The 18,699-nt window shown below is 60.2% G+C and carries 19 protein-coding genes and 1 pseudogene; 10 read left to right on the top strand and 10 right to left on the bottom strand.

Translation table 11 applies throughout. The features are described 5' to 3' along the window. Positions 1-140: 140 nt before the first annotated feature. Entirely contained in the window at positions 141-536 is a 396-nt protein-coding gene (msrB, locus tag PFLQ2_RS09225; protein WP_003183726.1) for a peptide-methionine (R)-S-oxide reductase MsrB, read from the bottom strand. Between the two features lie 220 nt (positions 537-756). Here msrB and PFLQ2_RS09220 point away from each other — a divergent pair, with 220 nt between their 5' ends. Continuing rightward, positions 757-1,968 carry a pyridoxal phosphate-dependent aminotransferase gene (locus PFLQ2_RS09220; RefSeq protein WP_003183730.1) on the top strand — a complete coding sequence of 404 codons (1,212 nt, stop codon included), beginning with the start codon at positions 757-759 and terminating at the stop codon, positions 1,966-1,968. Between the two features lie 304 nt (positions 1,969-2,272). Then, positions 2,273-3,160 carry a protease HtpX gene (gene htpX, locus PFLQ2_RS09215; RefSeq protein ID WP_003183732.1) on the top strand — a complete coding sequence of 296 codons (888 nt, stop codon included), beginning with the start codon at positions 2,273-2,275 and terminating at the stop codon, positions 3,158-3,160. Between the two features lie 78 nt (positions 3,161-3,238). On the opposite strand, the gene PFLQ2_RS09210 is transcribed toward htpX, so the two are convergent. Continuing rightward, entirely contained in the window at positions 3,239-3,892 is a 654-nt protein-coding gene (locus tag PFLQ2_RS09210) for a thiopurine S-methyltransferase (RefSeq protein ID WP_003183735.1), read from the bottom strand. 104 nt (positions 3,893-3,996) lie between these two features. Here PFLQ2_RS09210 and PFLQ2_RS09205 point away from each other — a divergent pair, with 104 nt between their 5' ends. Continuing rightward, positions 3,997-4,764 carry a DODA-type extradiol aromatic ring-opening family dioxygenase gene (locus tag PFLQ2_RS09205; protein WP_003183737.1) on the top strand — a complete coding sequence of 256 codons (768 nt, stop codon included), beginning with the start codon at positions 3,997-3,999 and terminating at the stop codon, positions 4,762-4,764. A gap of 214 nt (positions 4,765-4,978) precedes the next feature. On the opposite strand, the gene PFLQ2_RS09200 is transcribed toward PFLQ2_RS09205, so the two are convergent. Together PFLQ2_RS09200 and PFLQ2_RS09195 are read right to left on the bottom strand one after the other, a co-directional pair. Continuing rightward, a complete protein-coding gene (locus PFLQ2_RS09200; RefSeq protein WP_003183742.1) occupies positions 4,979-6,652 on the bottom strand; it encodes a DEAD/DEAH box helicase in 1,674 nt (557 codons plus the stop codon). Between the two features lie 369 nt (positions 6,653-7,021). Further along, positions 7,022-7,777, bottom strand: a complete 756-nt coding sequence (locus PFLQ2_RS09195; RefSeq protein WP_003183744.1) for a spermidine synthase — start codon at positions 7,775-7,777, stop codon at positions 7,022-7,024. 155 nt (positions 7,778-7,932) lie between these two features. Between PFLQ2_RS09195 and PFLQ2_RS09190 the strand changes: the two genes are divergently transcribed. Continuing rightward, the gene (locus PFLQ2_RS09190) at positions 7,933-9,279 is read left to right on the top strand and encodes a class II 3-deoxy-7-phosphoheptulonate synthase (protein ID WP_003183746.1); all 1,347 of its coding nucleotides are present in this window, start codon (positions 7,933-7,935) and stop codon (positions 9,277-9,279) included. A gap of 133 nt (positions 9,280-9,412) precedes the next feature. On the opposite strand, the gene PFLQ2_RS09185 is transcribed toward PFLQ2_RS09190, so the two are convergent. Both PFLQ2_RS09185 and PFLQ2_RS09180 read right to left on the bottom strand, forming a co-directional pair. Then, positions 9,413-10,642 carry a winged helix-turn-helix domain-containing protein gene (locus tag PFLQ2_RS09185; protein WP_003183748.1) on the bottom strand — a complete coding sequence of 410 codons (1,230 nt, stop codon included), beginning with the start codon at positions 10,640-10,642 and terminating at the stop codon, positions 9,413-9,415. 64 nt (positions 10,643-10,706) lie between these two features. Beyond that, positions 10,707-10,925, bottom strand: coding sequence for a DUF1127 domain-containing protein (locus tag PFLQ2_RS09180; protein ID WP_003183751.1), 219 nt, complete (start codon positions 10,923-10,925; stop codon positions 10,707-10,709). Between the two features lie 97 nt (positions 10,926-11,022). On the opposite strand from PFLQ2_RS09180, the gene PFLQ2_RS09175 reads away from it, so the two are divergent. After that, positions 11,023-11,877 carry a LysR substrate-binding domain-containing protein gene (locus PFLQ2_RS09175; protein WP_027912697.1) on the top strand — a complete coding sequence of 285 codons (855 nt, stop codon included), beginning with the start codon at positions 11,023-11,025 and terminating at the stop codon, positions 11,875-11,877. On the opposite strand, the gene PFLQ2_RS09170 is transcribed toward PFLQ2_RS09175, so the two are convergent. After that, entirely contained in the window at positions 11,867-12,616 is a 750-nt protein-coding gene (locus PFLQ2_RS09170) for a sulfite exporter TauE/SafE family protein (protein ID WP_003183756.1), read from the bottom strand. The genes PFLQ2_RS09175 and PFLQ2_RS09170 overlap by 11 nt on opposite strands. A gap of 146 nt (positions 12,617-12,762) precedes the next feature. Here PFLQ2_RS09170 and PFLQ2_RS09165 point away from each other — a divergent pair, with 146 nt between their 5' ends. From PFLQ2_RS09165 to PFLQ2_RS09160, 3 genes and pseudogenes are all read left to right on the top strand, one after another. Further along, a complete protein-coding gene (locus PFLQ2_RS09165; RefSeq protein WP_003183758.1) occupies positions 12,763-13,224 on the top strand; it encodes a MarR family winged helix-turn-helix transcriptional regulator in 462 nt (153 codons plus the stop codon). Positions 13,225-13,603: 379 nt separating this feature from the next. Continuing rightward, positions 13,604-13,702: pseudogene (locus tag PFLQ2_RS28955) on the top strand (organic hydroperoxide resistance protein); the annotation flags it as partial. A gap of 44 nt (positions 13,703-13,746) precedes the next feature. Further along, positions 13,747-14,760: an alpha/beta hydrolase gene (locus PFLQ2_RS09160; protein ID WP_003183760.1), complete on the top strand. Its 1,014-nt coding sequence runs from the start codon at positions 13,747-13,749 to the stop codon at positions 14,758-14,760. A gap of 102 nt (positions 14,761-14,862) precedes the next feature. On the opposite strand, the gene PFLQ2_RS09155 is transcribed toward PFLQ2_RS09160, so the two are convergent. Together PFLQ2_RS09155 and earP are read right to left on the bottom strand one after the other, a co-directional pair. Continuing rightward, complete coding sequence (locus tag PFLQ2_RS09155) at positions 14,863-15,432, bottom strand: elongation factor P (RefSeq protein WP_003183761.1); 570 nt, start codon at positions 15,430-15,432, stop codon at positions 14,863-14,865. A 48-nt stretch (positions 15,433-15,480) separates the two neighbouring features. Beyond that, complete coding sequence (earP, locus tag PFLQ2_RS09150) at positions 15,481-16,614, bottom strand: elongation factor P maturation arginine rhamnosyltransferase EarP (RefSeq protein ID WP_003183763.1); 1,134 nt, start codon at positions 16,612-16,614, stop codon at positions 15,481-15,483. 121 nt (positions 16,615-16,735) lie between these two features. Here earP and PFLQ2_RS09145 point away from each other — a divergent pair, with 121 nt between their 5' ends. Both PFLQ2_RS09145 and PFLQ2_RS09140 read left to right on the top strand, forming a co-directional pair. Then, a complete protein-coding gene (locus tag PFLQ2_RS09145) occupies positions 16,736-17,122 on the top strand; it encodes a hypothetical protein (protein ID WP_003183764.1) in 387 nt (128 codons plus the stop codon). A gap of 3 nt (positions 17,123-17,125) precedes the next feature. Beyond that, on the top strand, positions 17,126-17,608 hold the full coding sequence (locus PFLQ2_RS09140) for a GreA/GreB family elongation factor (protein WP_003183767.1): 483 nt from the start codon (positions 17,126-17,128) through the stop codon (positions 17,606-17,608). Between the two features lie 11 nt (positions 17,609-17,619). Here the strand turns inward: PFLQ2_RS09140 and cysB are convergent, their stop codons facing one another. After that, entirely contained in the window at positions 17,620-18,594 is a 975-nt protein-coding gene (cysB, locus tag PFLQ2_RS09135) for an HTH-type transcriptional regulator CysB (RefSeq protein WP_003183769.1), read from the bottom strand. Positions 18,595-18,699 lie beyond the last annotated feature (105 nt).

Here is an 18,699-nt window from a genome sequence, read left to right on the forward strand (position 1 = left end):
AAACCGTGGCGAGGGGATTTATCCCCGATGGGCTGCGCAGCAGCCCCAGAAAACTATAGCTTCGGTGTCCCAGGCTGATCGTATTCAACCCTTAGAGGTTGCTGCGCAACCTGCGGGGATAAATCCCCTCGCCACAAAGCTCAGTCGCGAGGCACCAGATCCAGGCACACCGAGTTGATGCAGTAGCGCAAACCCGTTGGCGGCGGGCCGTCAGGGAAGACATGGCCCAAGTGGGCGTCGCACTTGGCGCAGACCACTTCGGTGCGGATCATGCCGTGACTGACGTCCCGCACTTCCACCACCGCACTGCCTTCGATCGGTGCATAGAAACTCGGCCAGCCACAGCCGGAGTCAAATTTGGTCTGCGAGTCGAACAGCGGCTCGTTGCAGCAGATGCAGTGGTATACACCGTCGGTCTTGGTGTCGTTATATTTGCCGGAAAACGGCCGCTCGGTGCCCTTGAGCCGGCAGACGTTGTACTGTTCCGGATCAAGCATGGCGCGCCATTCTTCAAGGGTTTTTTCCAACTTTTCCATCGTCCTACCTCGGCAATTGAAAAAGCCCGATCCGACGCTTTTAAGCAGATCGGGCGGCACGTATGATTGCGCCTCGTCAGGCGCCAGTCTGGCAGTCACGTCATGCGCATTCAAACGGATTGTCACGCATGTACCGCGTCGGGCCTGGGCACAGACGCAGGATCCCCAGTACGGTAGTTCATACGCCGCCTGGATCGTTCATTTTCGGGAACACATCGCCATGCAGGTCAGCAAATCGAACAAGCTCGCCAACGTCTGCTACGACATTCGCGGCCCGGTGCTCAAGCACGCCAAACGCCTGGAAGAGGAAGGCCATCGCATCCTCAAGCTGAACATCGGCAACCCGGCGCCCTTTGGTTTCGAAGCGCCCGACGAAATCCTCCAGGACGTCATCCGCAACCTGCCGACCGCACAGGGCTACAGCGACTCCAAGGGCCTGTTCAGCGCCCGCAAGGCTGTCATGCAGTACTACCAGCAGAAGCAAGTCGAAGGCATCGGCATCGAGGACATCTACCTGGGCAACGGTGTATCCGAGCTGATCGTAATGTCGATGCAAGCGTTGCTCAACAATGGCGACGAAGTGCTGGTGCCGGCGCCAGACTACCCGCTCTGGACCGCCGCCGTCAGCCTGTCCGGCGGCAACCCGGTGCATTACCTGTGCGACGAGCAGGCCAATTGGTTCCCTGACCTGGCGGATATCAAGGCCAAGATCACGCCCAATACCAAGGCATTGGTGATCATCAACCCGAACAACCCTACCGGCGCCGTGTACTCCAGGGAAGTGCTGCTGGGCATGCTGGAACTGGCCCGCCAGCACAACCTGGTGGTGTTTTCCGACGAGATCTACGACAAGATCCTCTACGACGACGCGGTGCACATCTGCACCGCCTCCTTGGCGCCGGACCTGCTGTGCCTGACCTTCAACGGCTTGTCCAAGTCCTATCGGGTCGCCGGTTTCCGTTCCGGCTGGATCGCCATCTCCGGGCCCAAGCACCACGCCCAGAGCTACATTGAAGGCATCGACATGCTGGCCAACATGCGCCTGTGTGCCAACGTGCCGAGCCAGCATGCGATCCAGACGGCGCTGGGCGGTTACCAGAGCATCAACGACCTGGTCCTGCCCCAGGGACGGCTGCTGGAGCAGCGCAATCGTACCTGGGAACTGCTCAACGACATTCCAGGCGTCAGCTGCGTCAAGCCGATGGGCGCGCTGTATGCCTTCCCACGGATCGACCCGAAGGTCTGCCCGATCCACAACGATGAAAAGTTCGTGCTCGACCTGCTGCTGTCCGAAAAGCTGCTGGTGGTCCAGGGCACCGCGTTCAACTGGCCATGGCCGGATCACTTCCGCGTCGTGACCCTGCCGCGGGTCGATGACCTGGACCAGGCGATCGGCCGTATCGGCAATTTCCTCAAGTCCTACCGCCAATAAGCCAGACAGCGTGCGAGGAGTCCTCGCCTCGCACGCTGTCTGATTCAGCAACATATCCGTTCCGGCCAGCTCCGACAGGCCTTCTACACTTGGGCCTGAGCGGACGATGAGCATCCAGGCTCAACGTTCATGGGACAGGGGCACCAAATTCCTTTTTCCACATGCACTTTCAGAAAAGTCTTTCAATCATTTGGGACGCCTGTAGGACACAGTTTGAAATAGTCGCTGAGTTGAATAGCCTGCGGCAGCACCTTATATACCCCGCATAACGCTACATCTTTAGCATGAGGAGATTTCCACAACCATGATGCGCATCCTGCTGTTCTTGGCCACTAACCTGGCGGTCGTGCTGATTGCCAGCATCACCCTGAGCCTCTTCGGCTTCAACGGGTTCATGGCGGCCAATGGGGTTGATCTCAACCTCAATCAGCTGCTGATCTTCTGTGCGGTGTTCGGTTTCGCCGGTTCCCTGTTCTCGCTGTTCATCTCCAAGTGGATGGCGAAGATGAGCACCGGCACCCAGATCATCAGCCAGCCGCGCACTCGCCATGAACAATGGCTGCTGCAAACCGTCGAGCAGCTGTCCCGCGAAGCCGGTATCAAGATGCCGGAGGTCGGGATTTTCCCGGCCTACGAGGCCAACGCCTTCGCCACCGGCTGGAACAAGAACGACGCGCTGGTCGCCGTCAGCCAGGGCTTGCTCGAGCGGTTCTCGCCGGATGAAGTCAAGGCTGTGCTGGCCCACGAGATCGGCCACGTCGCCAACGGCGACATGGTGACCCTGGCGCTGATCCAGGGCGTGGTGAACACCTTCGTGATGTTCTTTGCGCGGATCATCGGCAACTTCGTCGACAAGGTGATCTTCAAGAACGAAGAAGGCCAGGGTATCGCCTATTACGTGGCGACCATTTTCGCCGAACTGGTACTGGGCATCCTCGCCAGCGCCATCGTCATGTGGTTCTCGCGCAAACGCGAATTCCGCGCCGACGATGCCGGTGCACGCCTCGCAGGCACCAGCGCCATGATCGGCGCCCTGCAACGCCTGCGGGCCGAGCAAGGTTTGCCAGTCCATATGCCCGACACCTTGAATGCCTTTGGTATCAACGGTGGCATCAAGCAGGGCCTGGCACGCATGTTCATGAGCCACCCGCCGCTGGAAGAGCGCATTGACGCATTGCGACGTCGCGGCTGATCCAAGCCTTATAAAAAAAGCCCGCAGCGATGCGGGCTTTTTTATCCGGGTCTCATGAGGCCAGCATGGGGCAGCACTTCAACCCTTGGAGATCCGATACACCCGTTCATCCAGCCGCGTCACTCCAGCCTGCAAGAACTTCCAGCTTTCACCCAGCACATCCTGCTCCTGCAAGACCTTTAGTTGCCAGACATCACCCAGCAACCGCCGCACTTCGTCATCCGCTACGGAGAATGGTGGTCCGGGCATTTGTGCCTGATCGTAATCCAAGGTAATCAATAGCCCCATGCATTGCGGCATGATCTTCTGCAAATGGGCCGCATAGCGTTCCCGCATCGGCACCGGCAAGGCGATCAGCGCCGCGCGGTCGTACAACGCTGTGCAACCAGCCAGGTCCTCCTGATCCAGGGCAAAAAAATCACCGCAGCGAATTTCGATTTCAGCGGCACGAAAAACTTTGAATGCGCCCTCCTCGCTCACGCTCGGTTCAAGCTGATGCTCAATAAAGAAATCAGTGACAGCCTTTTCCGACAACTCCACGCCCAGCACCGGATATCCCTGCTGAGCAAGCCACAACAGATCCAGGCTTTTGCCACACAACGGCACCAGCACCCGCGTGCCTTGGGCCAACCTCAGTTGCGGCCAGAAGCGCTGAAGATAGGGGTTCACGTCCGGCAAATGGAAACCGATCTGATTCGATGACCAACGCTTGTGCCAAAACTCGGATTCCATGTTTTGCTCCTGATAATTCGATCAAAACGGGCTAAAACTTATATTAGATTTAGATGATTGACCTGGCGGAAGATGACAACATCTTAACGCTCAGGAGTCCGTCCATGCTGCCCAGCCTGTTTATCTCCCATGGTTCACCCATGCTTGCCCTGGAACCGGGTGACAGTGGTCCGGCGCTGGCCCGCCTGGCCGGGCAATTGCCCAAGCCCAAGGCCATTGTCATTGTGTCCGCTCACTGGGAAAGCGATGAACTGTTGGTCAGCGCCAACCCCCAGCCGCGTACATGGCATGACTTCGGCGGTTTTCCACAAGCCTTGCACGAGGTGCAGTACCCCGCGCCGGGTAATCCGGACCTGGCAACGCGGGTCGCTGACCTGCTCACTGCTGCGCAGTTGCCTGCACGCCTCGATGCGCAACGCCCCTTCGACCATGGCGTCTGGGTGCCATTGTCGTTGATGTATCCCGAAGCCGACGTCCCTGTGGTACAAGTCTCGCTGCCCAGCCGCCAGGGGCCTGCATTGCAGACCCAGGTCGGCCAAGCCCTTGCCAGCCTGCGCCAGGAAGACATCCTGCTGATCGGTTCCGGCAGCATCACCCACAACCTGCGCGACCTGGACTGGAACGCCGGCCCTGAAAGCATCGAGCCCTGGGCGAAATCCTTTCGCGACTGGATCGTAGAAAAGCTGGCGGCCAACGACGAAGCCGCGCTGCATGACTATCGTCGCCTGGCGCCTAATGCCGTGCGCAGCCACCCCAGCGACGAGCACCTGTTGCCGCTGTATTTTGCCCGGGGCGCGGGTGGGGAATTCAGCGTTGCTCACCAAGGGTTCACAATGGGCACGTTGGGGATGGACATTTATCGGTTTGCCTGAGAGATAGACCGAGTCGCTCCATTCGCGAGCAAACCCGCTCCCACAGGGGGATTGCGGTGAACGCAGCACTTGTGGGCACCGTGGTCCCGTGTGGGAGCGGGCTTGCTCGCGAATGGGACAACACCGCTCACCTGACGGAACACCAAACAACAGGCAAAAAAATCCCCGAACCAGTCGGGGATTTTTTTGTTCGATCAATCAGCCCGCAAGCCGATCAATCTTCGCGATAGCGACGCAGCTTGAGCTGCTTGCCAGCCACGCGAGTGTCCTTCAGCTTGGTCAGCAACTTCTCCAGACCATCTTCCGGCAGCTCTACCAGGCTGAAGCTGTCACGCACCTGAATGCGACCGATCGCTTCACGCGCCAGGCCGCCTTCGTTGAGGATGGCACCCAGCAGGTTTTTGGCAGCGATGCCGTCACGGGCACCCAGAGCGGTACGGCAGCGAGCACGACCTTCAGCCAGCGGGACCGGCGCACGACGCTCACGGTCGCCACGGTCGGGACGGTCACCGGTACGCTCGGGACGATCGCCACGCGGTGCGTTGTTCGGCACCAGTGGACGTTCCTTCTCGATCGCAACCAGGGTCAGCGCCTGGCCATTGGTGGCCTTGCGCAGCAGCGCGGCAGCCAGGGCACGCGGGGTGCAACCGATGTCGGCGGTCAGGCGATCGAGCAGATCACCGTGGGTCGACTCGGCATCAGCCACCAGCGGCGACAGGCTGTTGGTCAGTTTCTTGATGCGAGCATCGAGGACAGCCTGGGCGTCCGGCAGGCGAACTTCAGCCACCTTCTGGCCCGTCACGCGCTCGATCACTTGCAGCATGCGACGCTCACGCGGGGTGACCAGCAGCAGTGCGCGACCTTCGCGACCGGCACGGCCAGTACGGCCGATACGGTGAACGTAGGATTCCGGATCGTACGGCATGTCCACGTTGAACACGTGGGTGATGCGCGGAACGTCCAGGCCACGGGCCGCGACGTCGGTCGCCACCACGATGTCCAGACGGCCATCCTTGAGGGAGTCGATCACGCGCTCACGCTGGTTCTGGGCAATGTCACCGTTCAGCGCAGCGGCTTTGTAGCCTTTGGCTTCCAGGGCGCTGGCCAGGTCCAGGGTCGCTTGCTTGGTGCGCACGAACATGATCAGCGCGTCGAAATCCTCGACTTCCAGCAGGCTCAGCACGGCCGAGGTCTTCTGGTCGGCGTGAACCAGCAGGTGAGCCTGCTCGATCGCGGTGACGGTCTGGGTCTTGGTCTGGATCTTCACGTGTTGCGGATCGCGCAGGTGGCGTTCGGCAATGGCGCGGATCGATTGCGGCAGGGTCGCCGAGAACAATACGGTCTGACGGGTCGCTGGCAGGGCCTTGAAGATGACTTCCAGGTCATCCATGAAACCCAGCTTGAGCATTTCGTCGGCTTCGTCGAGAACCAGGTGGTTCACGGTAGCCAGGACTTTCTCGTCGCGACGCAGGTGGTCACACAGGCGACCCGGAGTGGCGACAACAATCTGTGCGCCGTTACGGATGGCTTTCAGTTGTGGGCCCATCGGGGCACCGCCGTAGACGGCCACAACGGTAACGCCCGGCATTTGCTTGGCGTAGGTTTCAAAAGCGGTTGCTACTTGCAGCGCCAACTCTCGGGTTGGCGCCAGGATCAGGGCTTGCGGCTCGCGCTTGGCAGGATCGATGCAATGCAGGATCGGCAGGGCGAACGCAGCGGTTTTACCCGTACCGGTTTGCGCCTGGCCAATCATGTCGTGGCCGGCCATGATGATCGGGATCGATTGCTGCTGAATAGCCGAAGGTTCTTCGTAGCCGGTCGCAGCGACAGCGGCAAGAATATTCGGATTGAGATTAAAAGCGGCGAAGCCGCCGGTTTCCTGGGTCATGGGTCTGCCTCTAAGTGCATCCGCAAAGACCCATGCTCCAAAGCTGCGCATGCCGTGTTGAGACTCAAGAGTCGCCCTGGCTGCTTTGTCGGCGGGGATTTGCGAAAACGAATGAATGAAAAAAGAACGTCCTGGAAGCATCCGTTGTGCGGACATGCAACCGAAGCTGACTTCGGGGAATTGCGCTACCTTGACGCGGCCCGGCTAAAGGCCGGCGCGCACTATACCGGAATTCGCCCAAAAAGGGAGCTTTTTTTATCGCCAGACCTCGTTATGGGGCTCGTTGTCCTGGGCCTTGGGACAGTTGGCTAAAACGGTTCACCTTGCGGCGGCTTCCCCTGTGGTCATCAGGTTTCTTGGCTTCCCTGATCAAGTCGCCGGGCGAATGGCCTTGATCAATGACTGCAACGAATAGCCCAGTCGTGGCGCCAACGCCTCGGCCCTGGCGACCAGCCCTTGCAGATCAAGCATCTGATCCAGATCCGCCGGCACGATCAGGATCACGTTGCCCTCCTTCACCGGCAGTTCCCAATAGTGCCGGTGGTACAAGCCACGCAGCAACGCGGCCCCCAACGGTTTGCCATCATCGGTGGCCCATTGGTTGATCACCAGCCAGCCGCCTGGATTTAGGCGTTTCTGACAGTTTTCCAGGAAGCCCCAGGCCAGGTGCCCGACGCCCGGGCCGACATCGGTATATAGGTCAACGAAGATCAAATCCGCGGATTCGGCGGTTTCGAGCAGTTCCAGCGCATCGCCGACGCGGATATACAGCCTCGGGTCGTCATCCAGCCCCAGGTATTCAATGGCCAGGCGCGGCACGTCTGGACGCAGCTCGATGGCTTCGACATCTTCCAGCGGCAGGAACTTCAGGCAGGCCTGAGTCAGCGTCCCCGCGCCCAAGCCAAGGAACAAGGCACTCTCAGGCTGTTCATGACACAACGCACCGATGAGCATGGCGCGGGTGTAATCGTATTCGAGCCAGCTCGGATCCGCCGTGAACACGCAGCTTTGCTCGATGGCATCGCCGAACTCGAGAAACCGGTAATCGGCCACTTCGAAGACTCGGATCATGCCGAACTCGTCGTGCACCTCGGCGAGCAGACGCTCGTCGCGCTCCTCTGTCATTTCGTCTCCTGATAACTGCCGGACGGGTTGCGGCACCGCGCTGGACCCGCACGCCAACCGGGCAAAGGTGCGATTGTCCGCGAAGCGACGCAAACAGGTCACGCACTAATTGCTGATAACATGGCCCTCCGAGCGTAAATCACCTAGAGATCATGATGAGCCAACCCTGGAGCCCTGACAGCTGGCGTGCCCTGCCGATCCAGCAACAACCCCGCTACCCTGATGCCGCGCACCTGCTGCAGGTGGAGCAGACCCTGGCCAGTTATCCGCCGTTGGTGTTCGCCGGTGAGGCCCGGGAGTTGCGCCGTCAGTTCGCCGAGGTAACCCAGGGCCGGGCCTTCCTGCTTCAGGGCGGCGATTGTGCCGAAAGCTTTGCCGAGTTCTCGGCGGCGAAGATTCGCGACACCTTCAAGGTCTTGCTGCAAATGGCGATCGTCATGACCTTTGCCGCCGGCTGCCCGGTGGTCAAGGTCGGGCGCATGGCCGGACAGTTCGCCAAGCCGCGCTCGGCCAACGACGAAACCATCGACGGTGTGACATTGCCGGCCTACCGGGGCGACATCGTCAACGGTATCGGTTTCGACGAAAAAAGCCGCGTACCGGACCCTGAGCGGTTGTTGCAGTCCTACCACCAGTCCACCGCCACGCTGAACCTGTTGCGCGCTTTCGCCCAAGGCGGGTTCGCCGATCTGCACCAGGTGCACAAGTGGAACCTGGATTTCATCGCCAATTCAGCCCTGGCGGAAAAATACAGCCACCTGGCCGACCGCATCGATGAAACCCTGGCCTTCATGCGTGCCTGCGGCATGGACAGCTCGCCGCAATTGCGCGAAACCAGTTTTTTTACCGCCCACGAAGCGCTGCTGCTCAATTACGAAGAAGCCTTTGTGCGCCGTGACAGCCTGACCAACGATTATTACGACTGCTCGGCCCACATGCTGTGGATTGGCGACCGCACCCGTCAACTGGACGGCGCCCATGTCGAATTCCTGCGCGGGGTGAACAACCCGATCGGGGTCAAGGTCGGCCCGAGCATGGACCCTGACGACCTGATCCGCCTGATCGATGTGCTCAACCCGGACAACGACCCGGGCCGACTGAACCTCATCGCGCGGATGGGCGCCAACAAGGTCGGCGACCATCTGCCGCCGCTGTTGCGGGCCGTGCAGCGTGAAGGCCGGCAGGTGCTGTGGAGCTCCGACCCGATGCACGGCAATACGATCAAGGCCAGCAGCGGCTACAAGACCCGGGACTTCGCGCAGATCCTTGGCGAAGTGAAGCAGTTCTTCCAGGTCCACGAAGCCGAAGGCACCTATGCCGGCGGGATTCACATCGAAATGACAGGGCAGAACGTCACCGAGTGCATCGGCGGTGCCCGGCCGATCACCGAGGACGGGCTGTCGGACCGCTACCACACCCACTGCGACCCGCGGATGAATGCCGATCAGTCGCTGGAGTTGGCGTTCCTGATTGCCGAGACGTTGAAGCAGGTTCGACGGTAAATCGTTCAGTTTGCAGCGACTGAACCACCGCCTTCGCGAGCAAGCCCGCTCCCACAGTTGATCGGCGATGAATATGATTTGTGTGTTCGACCCGGTCTACTGTGGGAGCGGGCTTGCTCGCGAAGAGGCCCGCTCAGTCACCACCGATCTGGGCCAACGCCAACGCCAACCGAACCCCACCCACCCGCTGGCAATTGAGCTGAACCCGCTCCAGCCCCAGCCAATCGGCCATGCGCCGCAGATTGATCGCCAAGGCCTGCACCCCCTCCTCGTCCAGCCCCGGCTCTTCCTCGTGCACCGCATGCACCGCCAACCGACCCAAGGCCCGCTCCGCCCGCAGGTCCACCCGTGCCGCGATGCGTTCATTGTGCAGGAACGGCAACACGTAATAGCCGTAAACCCGCTTGTGAGCGGGGGTGTAGATCTCCAGCCGATAGCGGAAATCAAACAGCCGCTCGGTGCGGCTGCGCTCCCAGACCAGCGAGTCGAAGGGTGACAACAAGGCACTGGCCGCCACTTTGCGGGGGATTTTCGCAGCGGGTCGACACCAGGCGGGTTGCTTCCAGCCCTGCACCTCGCAGCGCAGCAGTTCACCGGCCTCCTCCAACTCGGCCAGCCGCCCACGGCTGTCGGCAGGATCCAGGCGAAAGTAATCGCGCAAATCTTTCTCGGTGCCCACGCCCAGGGCCTCAGCGGCGTGCAGCAACAAGGCGCGCTGAGCCTGGGCTTCGTCCGGCTGCGATTGTTGCAGGACCGAGGCCGGAAACACCCGCTCCGGCAAATCGTAAAGCCGCTCGAACCCGCGTCGTCCCGCCACCGTGACCTCGCCTGCGGCAAACAGCCATTCCAACGCATGTTTTTCAGCGCTCCAGTCCCACCAGGGCCCGGCCTTTTCTCGACGCGTGGAAAGGCTGCCCGCACCGATGGCGCCCTGCTCCCGGACCGAATCCAGCACGCGGCGAATGATGTCCTGGCGTTCACGACCGAAACGCGCCAATTGTTGGTAGATACCTTCGCCACGGGACGCACGGGCCATGCGCCAGCGCATCAGCGGGTACATCGACATCGGCAGCAGCGACGCTTCATGGCCCCAATATTCGAACAGCGTGCGGCGGCGTCCCCGGCTCCAGGCCGCTTGATCGAGCAAATCGGGGTTGTATTGACCTAGACGAGAGAACAGCGGGAGATAGTGCGAGCGCACCAATGCATTGACGGAATCGATCTGCAGGACGCCGAGGCGTTCGATCAGGCGATTGAGACGAGAGGGTTGGATCGAAGCCGACGCTGACCGCCCATCGAATCCTTGGGCGGACAACGCCAGACGCCGGGCCTGTTTGAGGGTAAAGGACAGAGTCGCGGGCATGGAGATCTCCTTGTCTGCTCGCAACCTACCTCACCGATAAGGGGTTTGTGTAGGGAAGGATGGCTCATTTGTGCATTGGGTCATCCCAAAATGGCCGAACCACTTCCTGTTCCACGTCGGCACGACTGACGCCGATGTCCTTGAGCGCCTCGTCGCTCATACCGGCAAGTAATTCGCGTTCATGGTGCAATTCGTACCAGCGACTAAACTTGTGCAACAGGGCGCTGACCGAGAAGCCGTGGGAGAGTTTTTCTATCAGTAGATAACCTTTCTGACCTTTCATCGTGATGTCCTCCGTTGGGGATGGCTCAAGTCTCGCGCTAACGCTAAGATCAATCCAACGAATGTTTCTTATGCAATACATCTCGGAGATTGATCAATTGTCGAGTTACCCGAGCATCGATACCGAAGTGCTGCGCACCTTTGTCGCCATCGCGGACCAGGGCGGCTTCACCCGTGCCGGTGAATTGGTCAATCGCACGCAATCGGCCGTCAGCATGCAGATGAAGCGGCTGGAAGAAGATGTATTGCAGCGGCGCTTGTTCGAGCGTGACGGACGCCAAGTCAAGCTCACCGCCGAAGGCCAGGTGTTGCTGGGTTACGCCCGACGGATCCTCAAGCTGCACAGCGAGGTGTTCAACACCCTGCGCGAGCCGCACATGGTTGGCACGGTGCGCATCGGTACGCCGGACGACTATGTGATGCGGTTCCTGCCGGGGATCCTGCAGCGCTTCGCCCAGTTCTATCCGTTGATCGAAATCGAAGTGCACTGCGAATCGTCCAAGCAGTTATTACTGCGCCAGGACCTGGACCTGTCCATTGTCACCCGCAAACCGGGGGACGAAATCGGCCAGTTGCTGCGCAAGGAACGTTTTGTCTGGGCCGAAGCGGCCTGCTTCAACGTTCATGAACAAACGCCGCTACCGCTGGCGATGTTCAACAGTGACTGTTTCTGTCGGCAATGGGCCTGCAACGCGCTGGATGCCATGGGCCGCGATTATCGAGTGGCCTACAACAGTTCGAGCCTGTCGGCACTCATGGCGGTAGTGGGCGCGGGCCTGGCGATCACCGCGCAACTTGAAAGCCTGCTGACCCCGGACATGCGTGTACTGGGCGAGGCCGAGGACCTGCCGGAACTGCCCGAGGCCAGCATCATGCTGATCCGCAACTTGCACAATCCGTCGCCGATCACCGAGTGCCTGGCCGAGCACATCGTCGAAGGCTTCAAACTTTAAGGGCGAGCAGCACCGCGCAGAGCACCAGGAACCCGCAGAACAGCCCGCGCAACAGACGCTCCGGCAAGGCGTGGGCGACCTTCACTCCCCAACTGATACTCAGCAGACCACCAACGGCCAGCGGCAGGCCGATGCTCCAGTCCACCTCATGGTGATAAGCGTAAGTGGCAAGGGTCACGCCGGTACTGGGCAAGGCCAGCGCCAGGGACAACCCTTGGGCAACCACCTGGGTGGTGCCGAACAGGCTGGTCAGGATTGGCGTCGCGACGACAGCTCCGCCGACACCGAACAGGCCCCCCATGGTGCCCGAGGCTGCCCCCAGCACACCGAGCCACGGCCAGCCATGACGCATCTCTGCCGAAGCCGGCGCGGTGGCGGCGAACATTCGGATGAAATTATAGGCAGTCAGGGCGATCAGGAACGCCACGAAACCGATGCGCATGTTTTGCGCATCAATGCCTACGGCCCAGATCGAGCCCAGCCAGGCAAAGCAAAACCCCATCGACGCGAGCGGCAGCACATGGCGCAACTCGATGCGATTGCGCTGGTGATATCGCCACAGCGCGAGCATCACGTTGGGGACCACCATCACCAGGGCCGTGCCTTGGGCCTGTTGCTGGTCAAGGCCGAACCAGACGCCCAGCACCGGAATGGCAATCAGCCCGCCACCAATCCCGAACAATCCCCCCAAGGTGCCCAAAGCGGCACCGAACAATATAAAAATCGCAAACTCGAACACAGACCACTCCCCCTTTATCAGGGTGCTTATCCTACGCAGTCAGCACCGGCGGGGAAACGGAGCATCGGGTCAGATCGTGCGAATTATCTAGCGCATTAAACATTCGTCCGCTAGATTTGTACCAATCATCGATTGAAGGTTCTGCCATGAGTACCCAGCGCAACACCCCCGAAGCTTGCGAAGCCCTGTTGCTCGACAACCAGGTCTGTTTTGCCTTGCACTCAACATCATTGCTGATGACCAAGGTCTACAAACCGCTGCTCCAGGCCCTGGGCCTGACATATCCGCAATACCTGGCGATGATGGTGTTGTGGGAAAAGGACGGCTTGACGGTTGGAGAAATCAGCACGCGCCTGCTCACCGACCCCGGCTCGCTGACGCCGTTACTCAAGCGCCTGGAGGCCGAAGGCCTGTTGAGCCGCACCCGCAGCCGTGAAGACGAGCGCGTGGTGATTGTCGAATTGACCGAACAAGGCCGCGCCCTGCAAGAAAAGGCCCTGGACATTCCTCAATGCATCCTCGCCGCCAGCGGCCAGACCCTGGAGCAGTTGAAGAAGCTGCAACTTGACCTGCAAGCGCTGCGTGGGCATTTGCAGGACAGCCTCTGACTGGCCCGTGTTCTAGCGCACTTGTTCGCGAACACAGCGGTACATCCAATATCCCCGCCAACTGCCCCTCCGTTATCGCGAGCAAGCTCGCTCCCGCAGGGTTGCTGGATGACGCGACCCTGCAAATACCCGTCAGCCAATGTAGGAGCGAGCTTGCTCGCGATAGCGGCTGCCCTTGCCTGCCTATCCTCGGTACAAACTTCGTTAGCATCATGAAACCCCTCTAGCCAGGGGCCTACACGCCTCTTCAGCTTATATATCAGCAATTTCTCGAAAATTTAGCTTGCGCGCAAAACATTAGCGCTATACATTCGCCTCACACCTACTTAGCGCGCAAACATTTAGCGCGAAACACCCACCCTGAAGCGAGGCTCTCATCATGCAAACTCTCAACACCGCAATCTCAACCTCCACCGGCGACCGTGATGGTCGTGCCATCTCCAGCGACAACATCCTCGACGTCAAGCTGACCACCCCAACTGTTTGACCAACCCGCACCTGACCCCGAACAAGGAGATATACATGAACACGCTCAGCAAAGCTTTGACCGGTACTCTTCTCGCCCTCAGCGTCGGCAGCGCTTTCGCCGACGACCTCGTGGAGCACAACACCCAGGCGTTTCTCGATGCCCTGAATGCCGGCACCGGCAAGCCTCTGGAACAGCTGTCGCCCAAGGATGCCCGCGCCGTACTGGTCGGGGCCCAGGCCGGGGTAAAACTGTCCTTGCCCAAGGCGGATGTCAGCGAGAAAACCATCCAGGTCGATGGCCAGCCGATCAACTTGACCATCGTGCGTCCGGCCGGGGTCAAGGGCGAATTGCCCGTGTTCATGTTCTTCCACGGCGGTGGCTGGGTGTTGGGGGACTTCCCGACCCACGAACGGCTGGTTCGGGATCTGGTGGCAGGCTCGGGGGCTGTCGCGGTATTCGTCAACTACACGCCTTCACCCGAGGCGCACTACCCGGTGGCGATCAACCAGGCTTACGCCGCAACGAAGTGGGTCGCCGAACATGGCAAACAGATCAACGTCGACGGCAAGCGCCTGGCCGTTGCGGGCAACAGCGTCGGCGGCAACATGGCGGCGGTCGTGGCACTGATGGCCAAGGACAAAGGTACGCCGGCGATCCGCTTCCAGGCGCTGTTGTGGCCGGTGACTGATGCGAGCTTCGAGACCGCGTCCTACAACCAGTTCGCCGAAGGGCACTTCCTCAGCAAGAACATGATGAAGTGGTTCTGGGACAACTACACCACCGACGCCGGACAGCGCAACGAGATCTATGCGTCTCCGCTGCGGGCCACCACTGCGCAGCTCAAGGGCCTGCCGCCCGCGCTGGTACAGACCGCCGAGGCCGATGTGCTGCGTGATGAAGGCGAAGCCTACGCCCGCAAACTCGACGCAGCCGGTGTGCCTGTCACAGCCGTGCGCTACAACGGCATGATCCATGACTATGGTCTGCTCAATGTGGTGAGCCAGGTGCCAGCGGTGCGTTCGGCCATGTTGCAGGCGTCCGAAGAGCTCAAGCAACATTTGAAATGATGGTGTCAGGCACAGCCTTTGCGGTGAGAAAGCTGCTGGGCAAGCCCTGAAATAAAAAAGCCCGACTCAAAGGTCGGGCTTTTTTCATACACAAGACTTCGCTTATTTAGCGCGGCCTTTGTAGGAGCCGCCTTCGCGGGTATCGATCTCGATCATGTCGCCGATTTCGATGAAGTCAGCTACCGACAGCTCGGTACCGTTCTTCAGTTTGGCAGGCTTCATCACCTTGCCGGAAGTGTCGCCGCGAGCCGAACCTTCGGTGTAGTCAACCTGACGCACGATGGTGGTCGGCAGTTCTACGGAAACCAGGCGCTCCTCGAAGAACACCGCTTCGCAGACGTCGGTCATGCCTTCTTCGATGAACGGCAGAACGGCCTCGATGTCTTCGGCGTTCAGCTCGTACATGGTGTAGTCAGTGGTGTCCATGAACGTGTAGGTGTCGCCGCTGATGAAGGACAGGGTCACTTCCTTGCGGTCGAGGATCACGTCATCCAGTTTGTCGTCGGCGCTGTAGACGATCTCGGTCTTGTAACCGGTCAGCAGGTTCTTCAGCTTGGTCTTCATGATCGCGCTGTTACGACCCGACTTGGTGAACTCAGCTTTCTGAACCAGCCAAGGATCGTTTTCGAGACGGATCACGGTCCCGGGTTTCAGTTCTTTACCAGTTTTCATTGCGAATATCCGAATTTGGATGGGATTTACAAAAATCTAGGCCGCGTATCATATCCAATTTACATAAAACTTCACCAGCGCCGCGGCAAGATCGGGTCGCGAGGCCTGTTCCAGACACCACGCCTGGGCATGTTCGGCCAGTTCCCGGTGCTGTTCGCGGGCGGCTTTCCAGTGCTCGGTCATGTCCTGGCCGGCATTCCAGGCGCGCCAGAGACCGTTGATCGCCTTTTGCGTCGCCTCCGGCAGTCCGTGGGTATACAGCCTGAGGAACGCCTCGAGTTTTTCCAGGTGGACGTCTTCCTCCTGCTGGTAGATGTGCCAGAGCAGTGGTCGGCCAGCCCACTGGGCGCGGACGAAGGAGTCTTCGCCACGCACGGCATTGAAATCGCAGCACCACAGAAGCTGATCGTATTGATCCTGCCGGACGAATGGCAGCACCTGAACGGTCAGGCGGCCACGTCGATGCACCGCTCCCGCTTTCAGGCCATCCACACCAAGCCAACGCCCAACATCGCCCAGCACCCGCCCTTCGGGAACCAGCACATGAAAGGCCTGGACATCGGCGGCCATGGCGTCGAACCAGCTGGCAAGCCCGGCGTTCTCGTAGGCAAAAAGCGAGATCAGGCAAGTATCCGGCGCCCGAACGACGCCCAATCCTTGCAGGAACATGCGTTGCGCCTCGGCATCCTGCTGGAATCGCTGACGACGTTCCAGCAGCCCCGCCTCGCGCAACAGGCCCCCTGTCCCCGGCTGGAAGCCTGGAAAAAAGAAATACTTCTGCACGTGTTTGTATTTGACCGACGGTAAGCCGTGGCAACCGATGACCCAGTCCTCAGCACTCAGATAGTCGAGGTTCATCCACAATGGCGCGGGTTGCCGTTCAGTCATCGCGTCCATGTAGGCACTCGGCAACTGGCAGGCGAATGCGGCGATCACCACATCGGCGGCCTCGGTGGACGGCCAGACTTGGGGCCAGTGACGCACGTTTACGCCCTGCTGCCACTGCTCGGAAAGGGTGATGTCGATTTCCGGGCACAGCCGTTCGAAGGCTCGCAAGTCGTCGACCCATAGCCGCACGGCGCATCCATGCTCGGCCACCAACTGACGCGCCAGGCGCCAGGTAACGCCAATGTCGCCAAAGTTATCGACGACGGTGCAAAAAATATCCCAGCGCACGGTCATTTCCGACTCCTTGTGGCAAAGGCCTGATTGTCCCGAATAACATGATCATGCAGAAGAGCCGACGGCGATTATTCTTCATGCGACAATCATCGCCATCCCATGACTCTGCCAGGAAGCAGCCATGCCTGATCACCCGCCAGCCCCGCGCCTCTCAGCCTTGCAACTGACATTCAGCATTGCCCTGGGCCTGTGGCTGGGGTTCCTCGCCATCGTCCTCACCGGCTGGCTGCTATCGAGATGGTTCCTCGCTGACCAACTGGCTCCGGTGGCTGCGGCCGTCCATCAGCTGGCACAACCGTCGGCGGTGCAACCGGCACCGGAGCCGCCGGCGCCAATGTTCGAGCAGTACCAGCAGAACCTGCAAAGGAACGAGCAGCGCCAGGCGCTGGAACAGGTGCGCAGTAATCCGCGCAACCTGTCCAACCCCAAGTGCCAGTTCTGGCTGCAACAGGACCAGAACGCGCCCAGCGACAAGAGCCGGGCCAATGTCCTGCAATTCTGCGAATAAACCATGAACAAACAGACCGTCCACCAATTGATTCTCGACAAGCTCAAGATTGATCTCGACATTGCCGAGCGCGCGGCGCAAACCGCGTACGAAACCGCGACCCACGAAGAAAACATCGCCGAGAACAAGTACGACACCCTTGGCCTGGAGGCGTCATACCTCGCCGCCGGGCAAGCCAGGCGCGTGGAAGAGATCCGTCAGGCGCTCGCCCTGTGCCAAGCCCTGCCGCTCAGGCCCTACGACGCGCAGCGCGGCATTACGGTCGGCACGCTGATAGGCCTGGAAGATGAGGATAGCCGCCAGCAATGGCTGTTCCTGGCTCCGGATGCGGCGGGGTTGAAAGTTTCGCTGGTAGGGCAACCGATCACGGTCATCACCCCTCGCTCGCCGCTGGGCCGGGGCCTGCTGGGCAAGTTCGAAGGGGATGAGGTGGAGATCGTGGTGGCGGGCGCCCGGCAACAGTTCGCTGTCACCGAGGCGATCTAGCAGGCTGGGACTTAGTGCACCGGAAGTTCGACACCGTCGAACAACTCTTCGAGTTCCTGCTTGTTGTGGCACTGGATGGCCTTGGCCATGACTTCGCGGGTCAGGTGCGGCGCGAATTTCTCGATGAAATCGCACATGAAACCACGCAGGAAGGTGCCGCGGCGGAAGCCGATCTTGGTCACGCTGGATTCGAACAGTTCGCTGGCATCCAGCACCACCAGGTCATTGTCGAGCTTGGTATCGACCGCCATTTTCGCCACGATGCCTACCCCCAGGCCGAGACGCACGTAAGTCTTGATCACGTCTGCGTCGGCGGCGGTGAACACCACTTTCGGGGTCAGGCCACGGTGGCTGAAGGCCTCGTCGAGCTTCGATCGGCCGGTGAAACCGAAGACGTAGGTCACGATCGGGTATTCGGCCAGGGCTTCGAGGGTCAGCTTCGGCAGCTTGGTCAACGGATGGCCCTGGGGCACGACGACGCAGCGGTTCCAGCGATAGCACGGCATCATCACCAGGTCCCCGAACAACTCCAGGGCCTCGGTGGCGATGGCGAAATCCACGGTACCGTCAGCGGCCATCTCGGCGATCTGCATCGGCGAGCCCTGGTGCATGTGCAGCGCCACGTCCGGGTATTGCTTGATGAAATTGCTGATCACCGGAGGCAGCGCATACCGTGCCTGGGTGTGGGTGGTGGCGATCGACAGGGTGCCCTTTTTCTCGTTGGAGAACTCCTGGGCGATCTGCTTGATGCTTTCGACTTTGCGCAGGATCTCGCCAGCCGTGGTGATGATCCGCTCCCCGGCCGGAGTCACGCGAGTCAGGTGCTTGCCGCTGCGGGCGAAGACTTCCACGCCCAGTTCGTCTTCCAATAGACGGATCTGCTTGCTGATGCCGGGTTGCGACGTATAAAGGCTTTGGGCAGTAGCGGAAACGTTGAGGTCGTGGTGCGCCACTTCCCAGATGTAGCGCAGTTGTTGAAGCTTCATATGTATCCCTCAAAGCAGTTGGACGCCACGGGCATCAGCGACGGTATATAACTATATGGAAGGTTATGACAATAAATCTAGAACTTTTTATAAAAAGCCATCATT

Source organism: Pseudomonas fluorescens Q2-87 (genome assembly GCF_000281895.1).
Taxonomy (GTDB): Bacteria; Pseudomonadota; Gammaproteobacteria; order Pseudomonadales; family Pseudomonadaceae; genus Aquipseudomonas; species Aquipseudomonas fluorescens_S.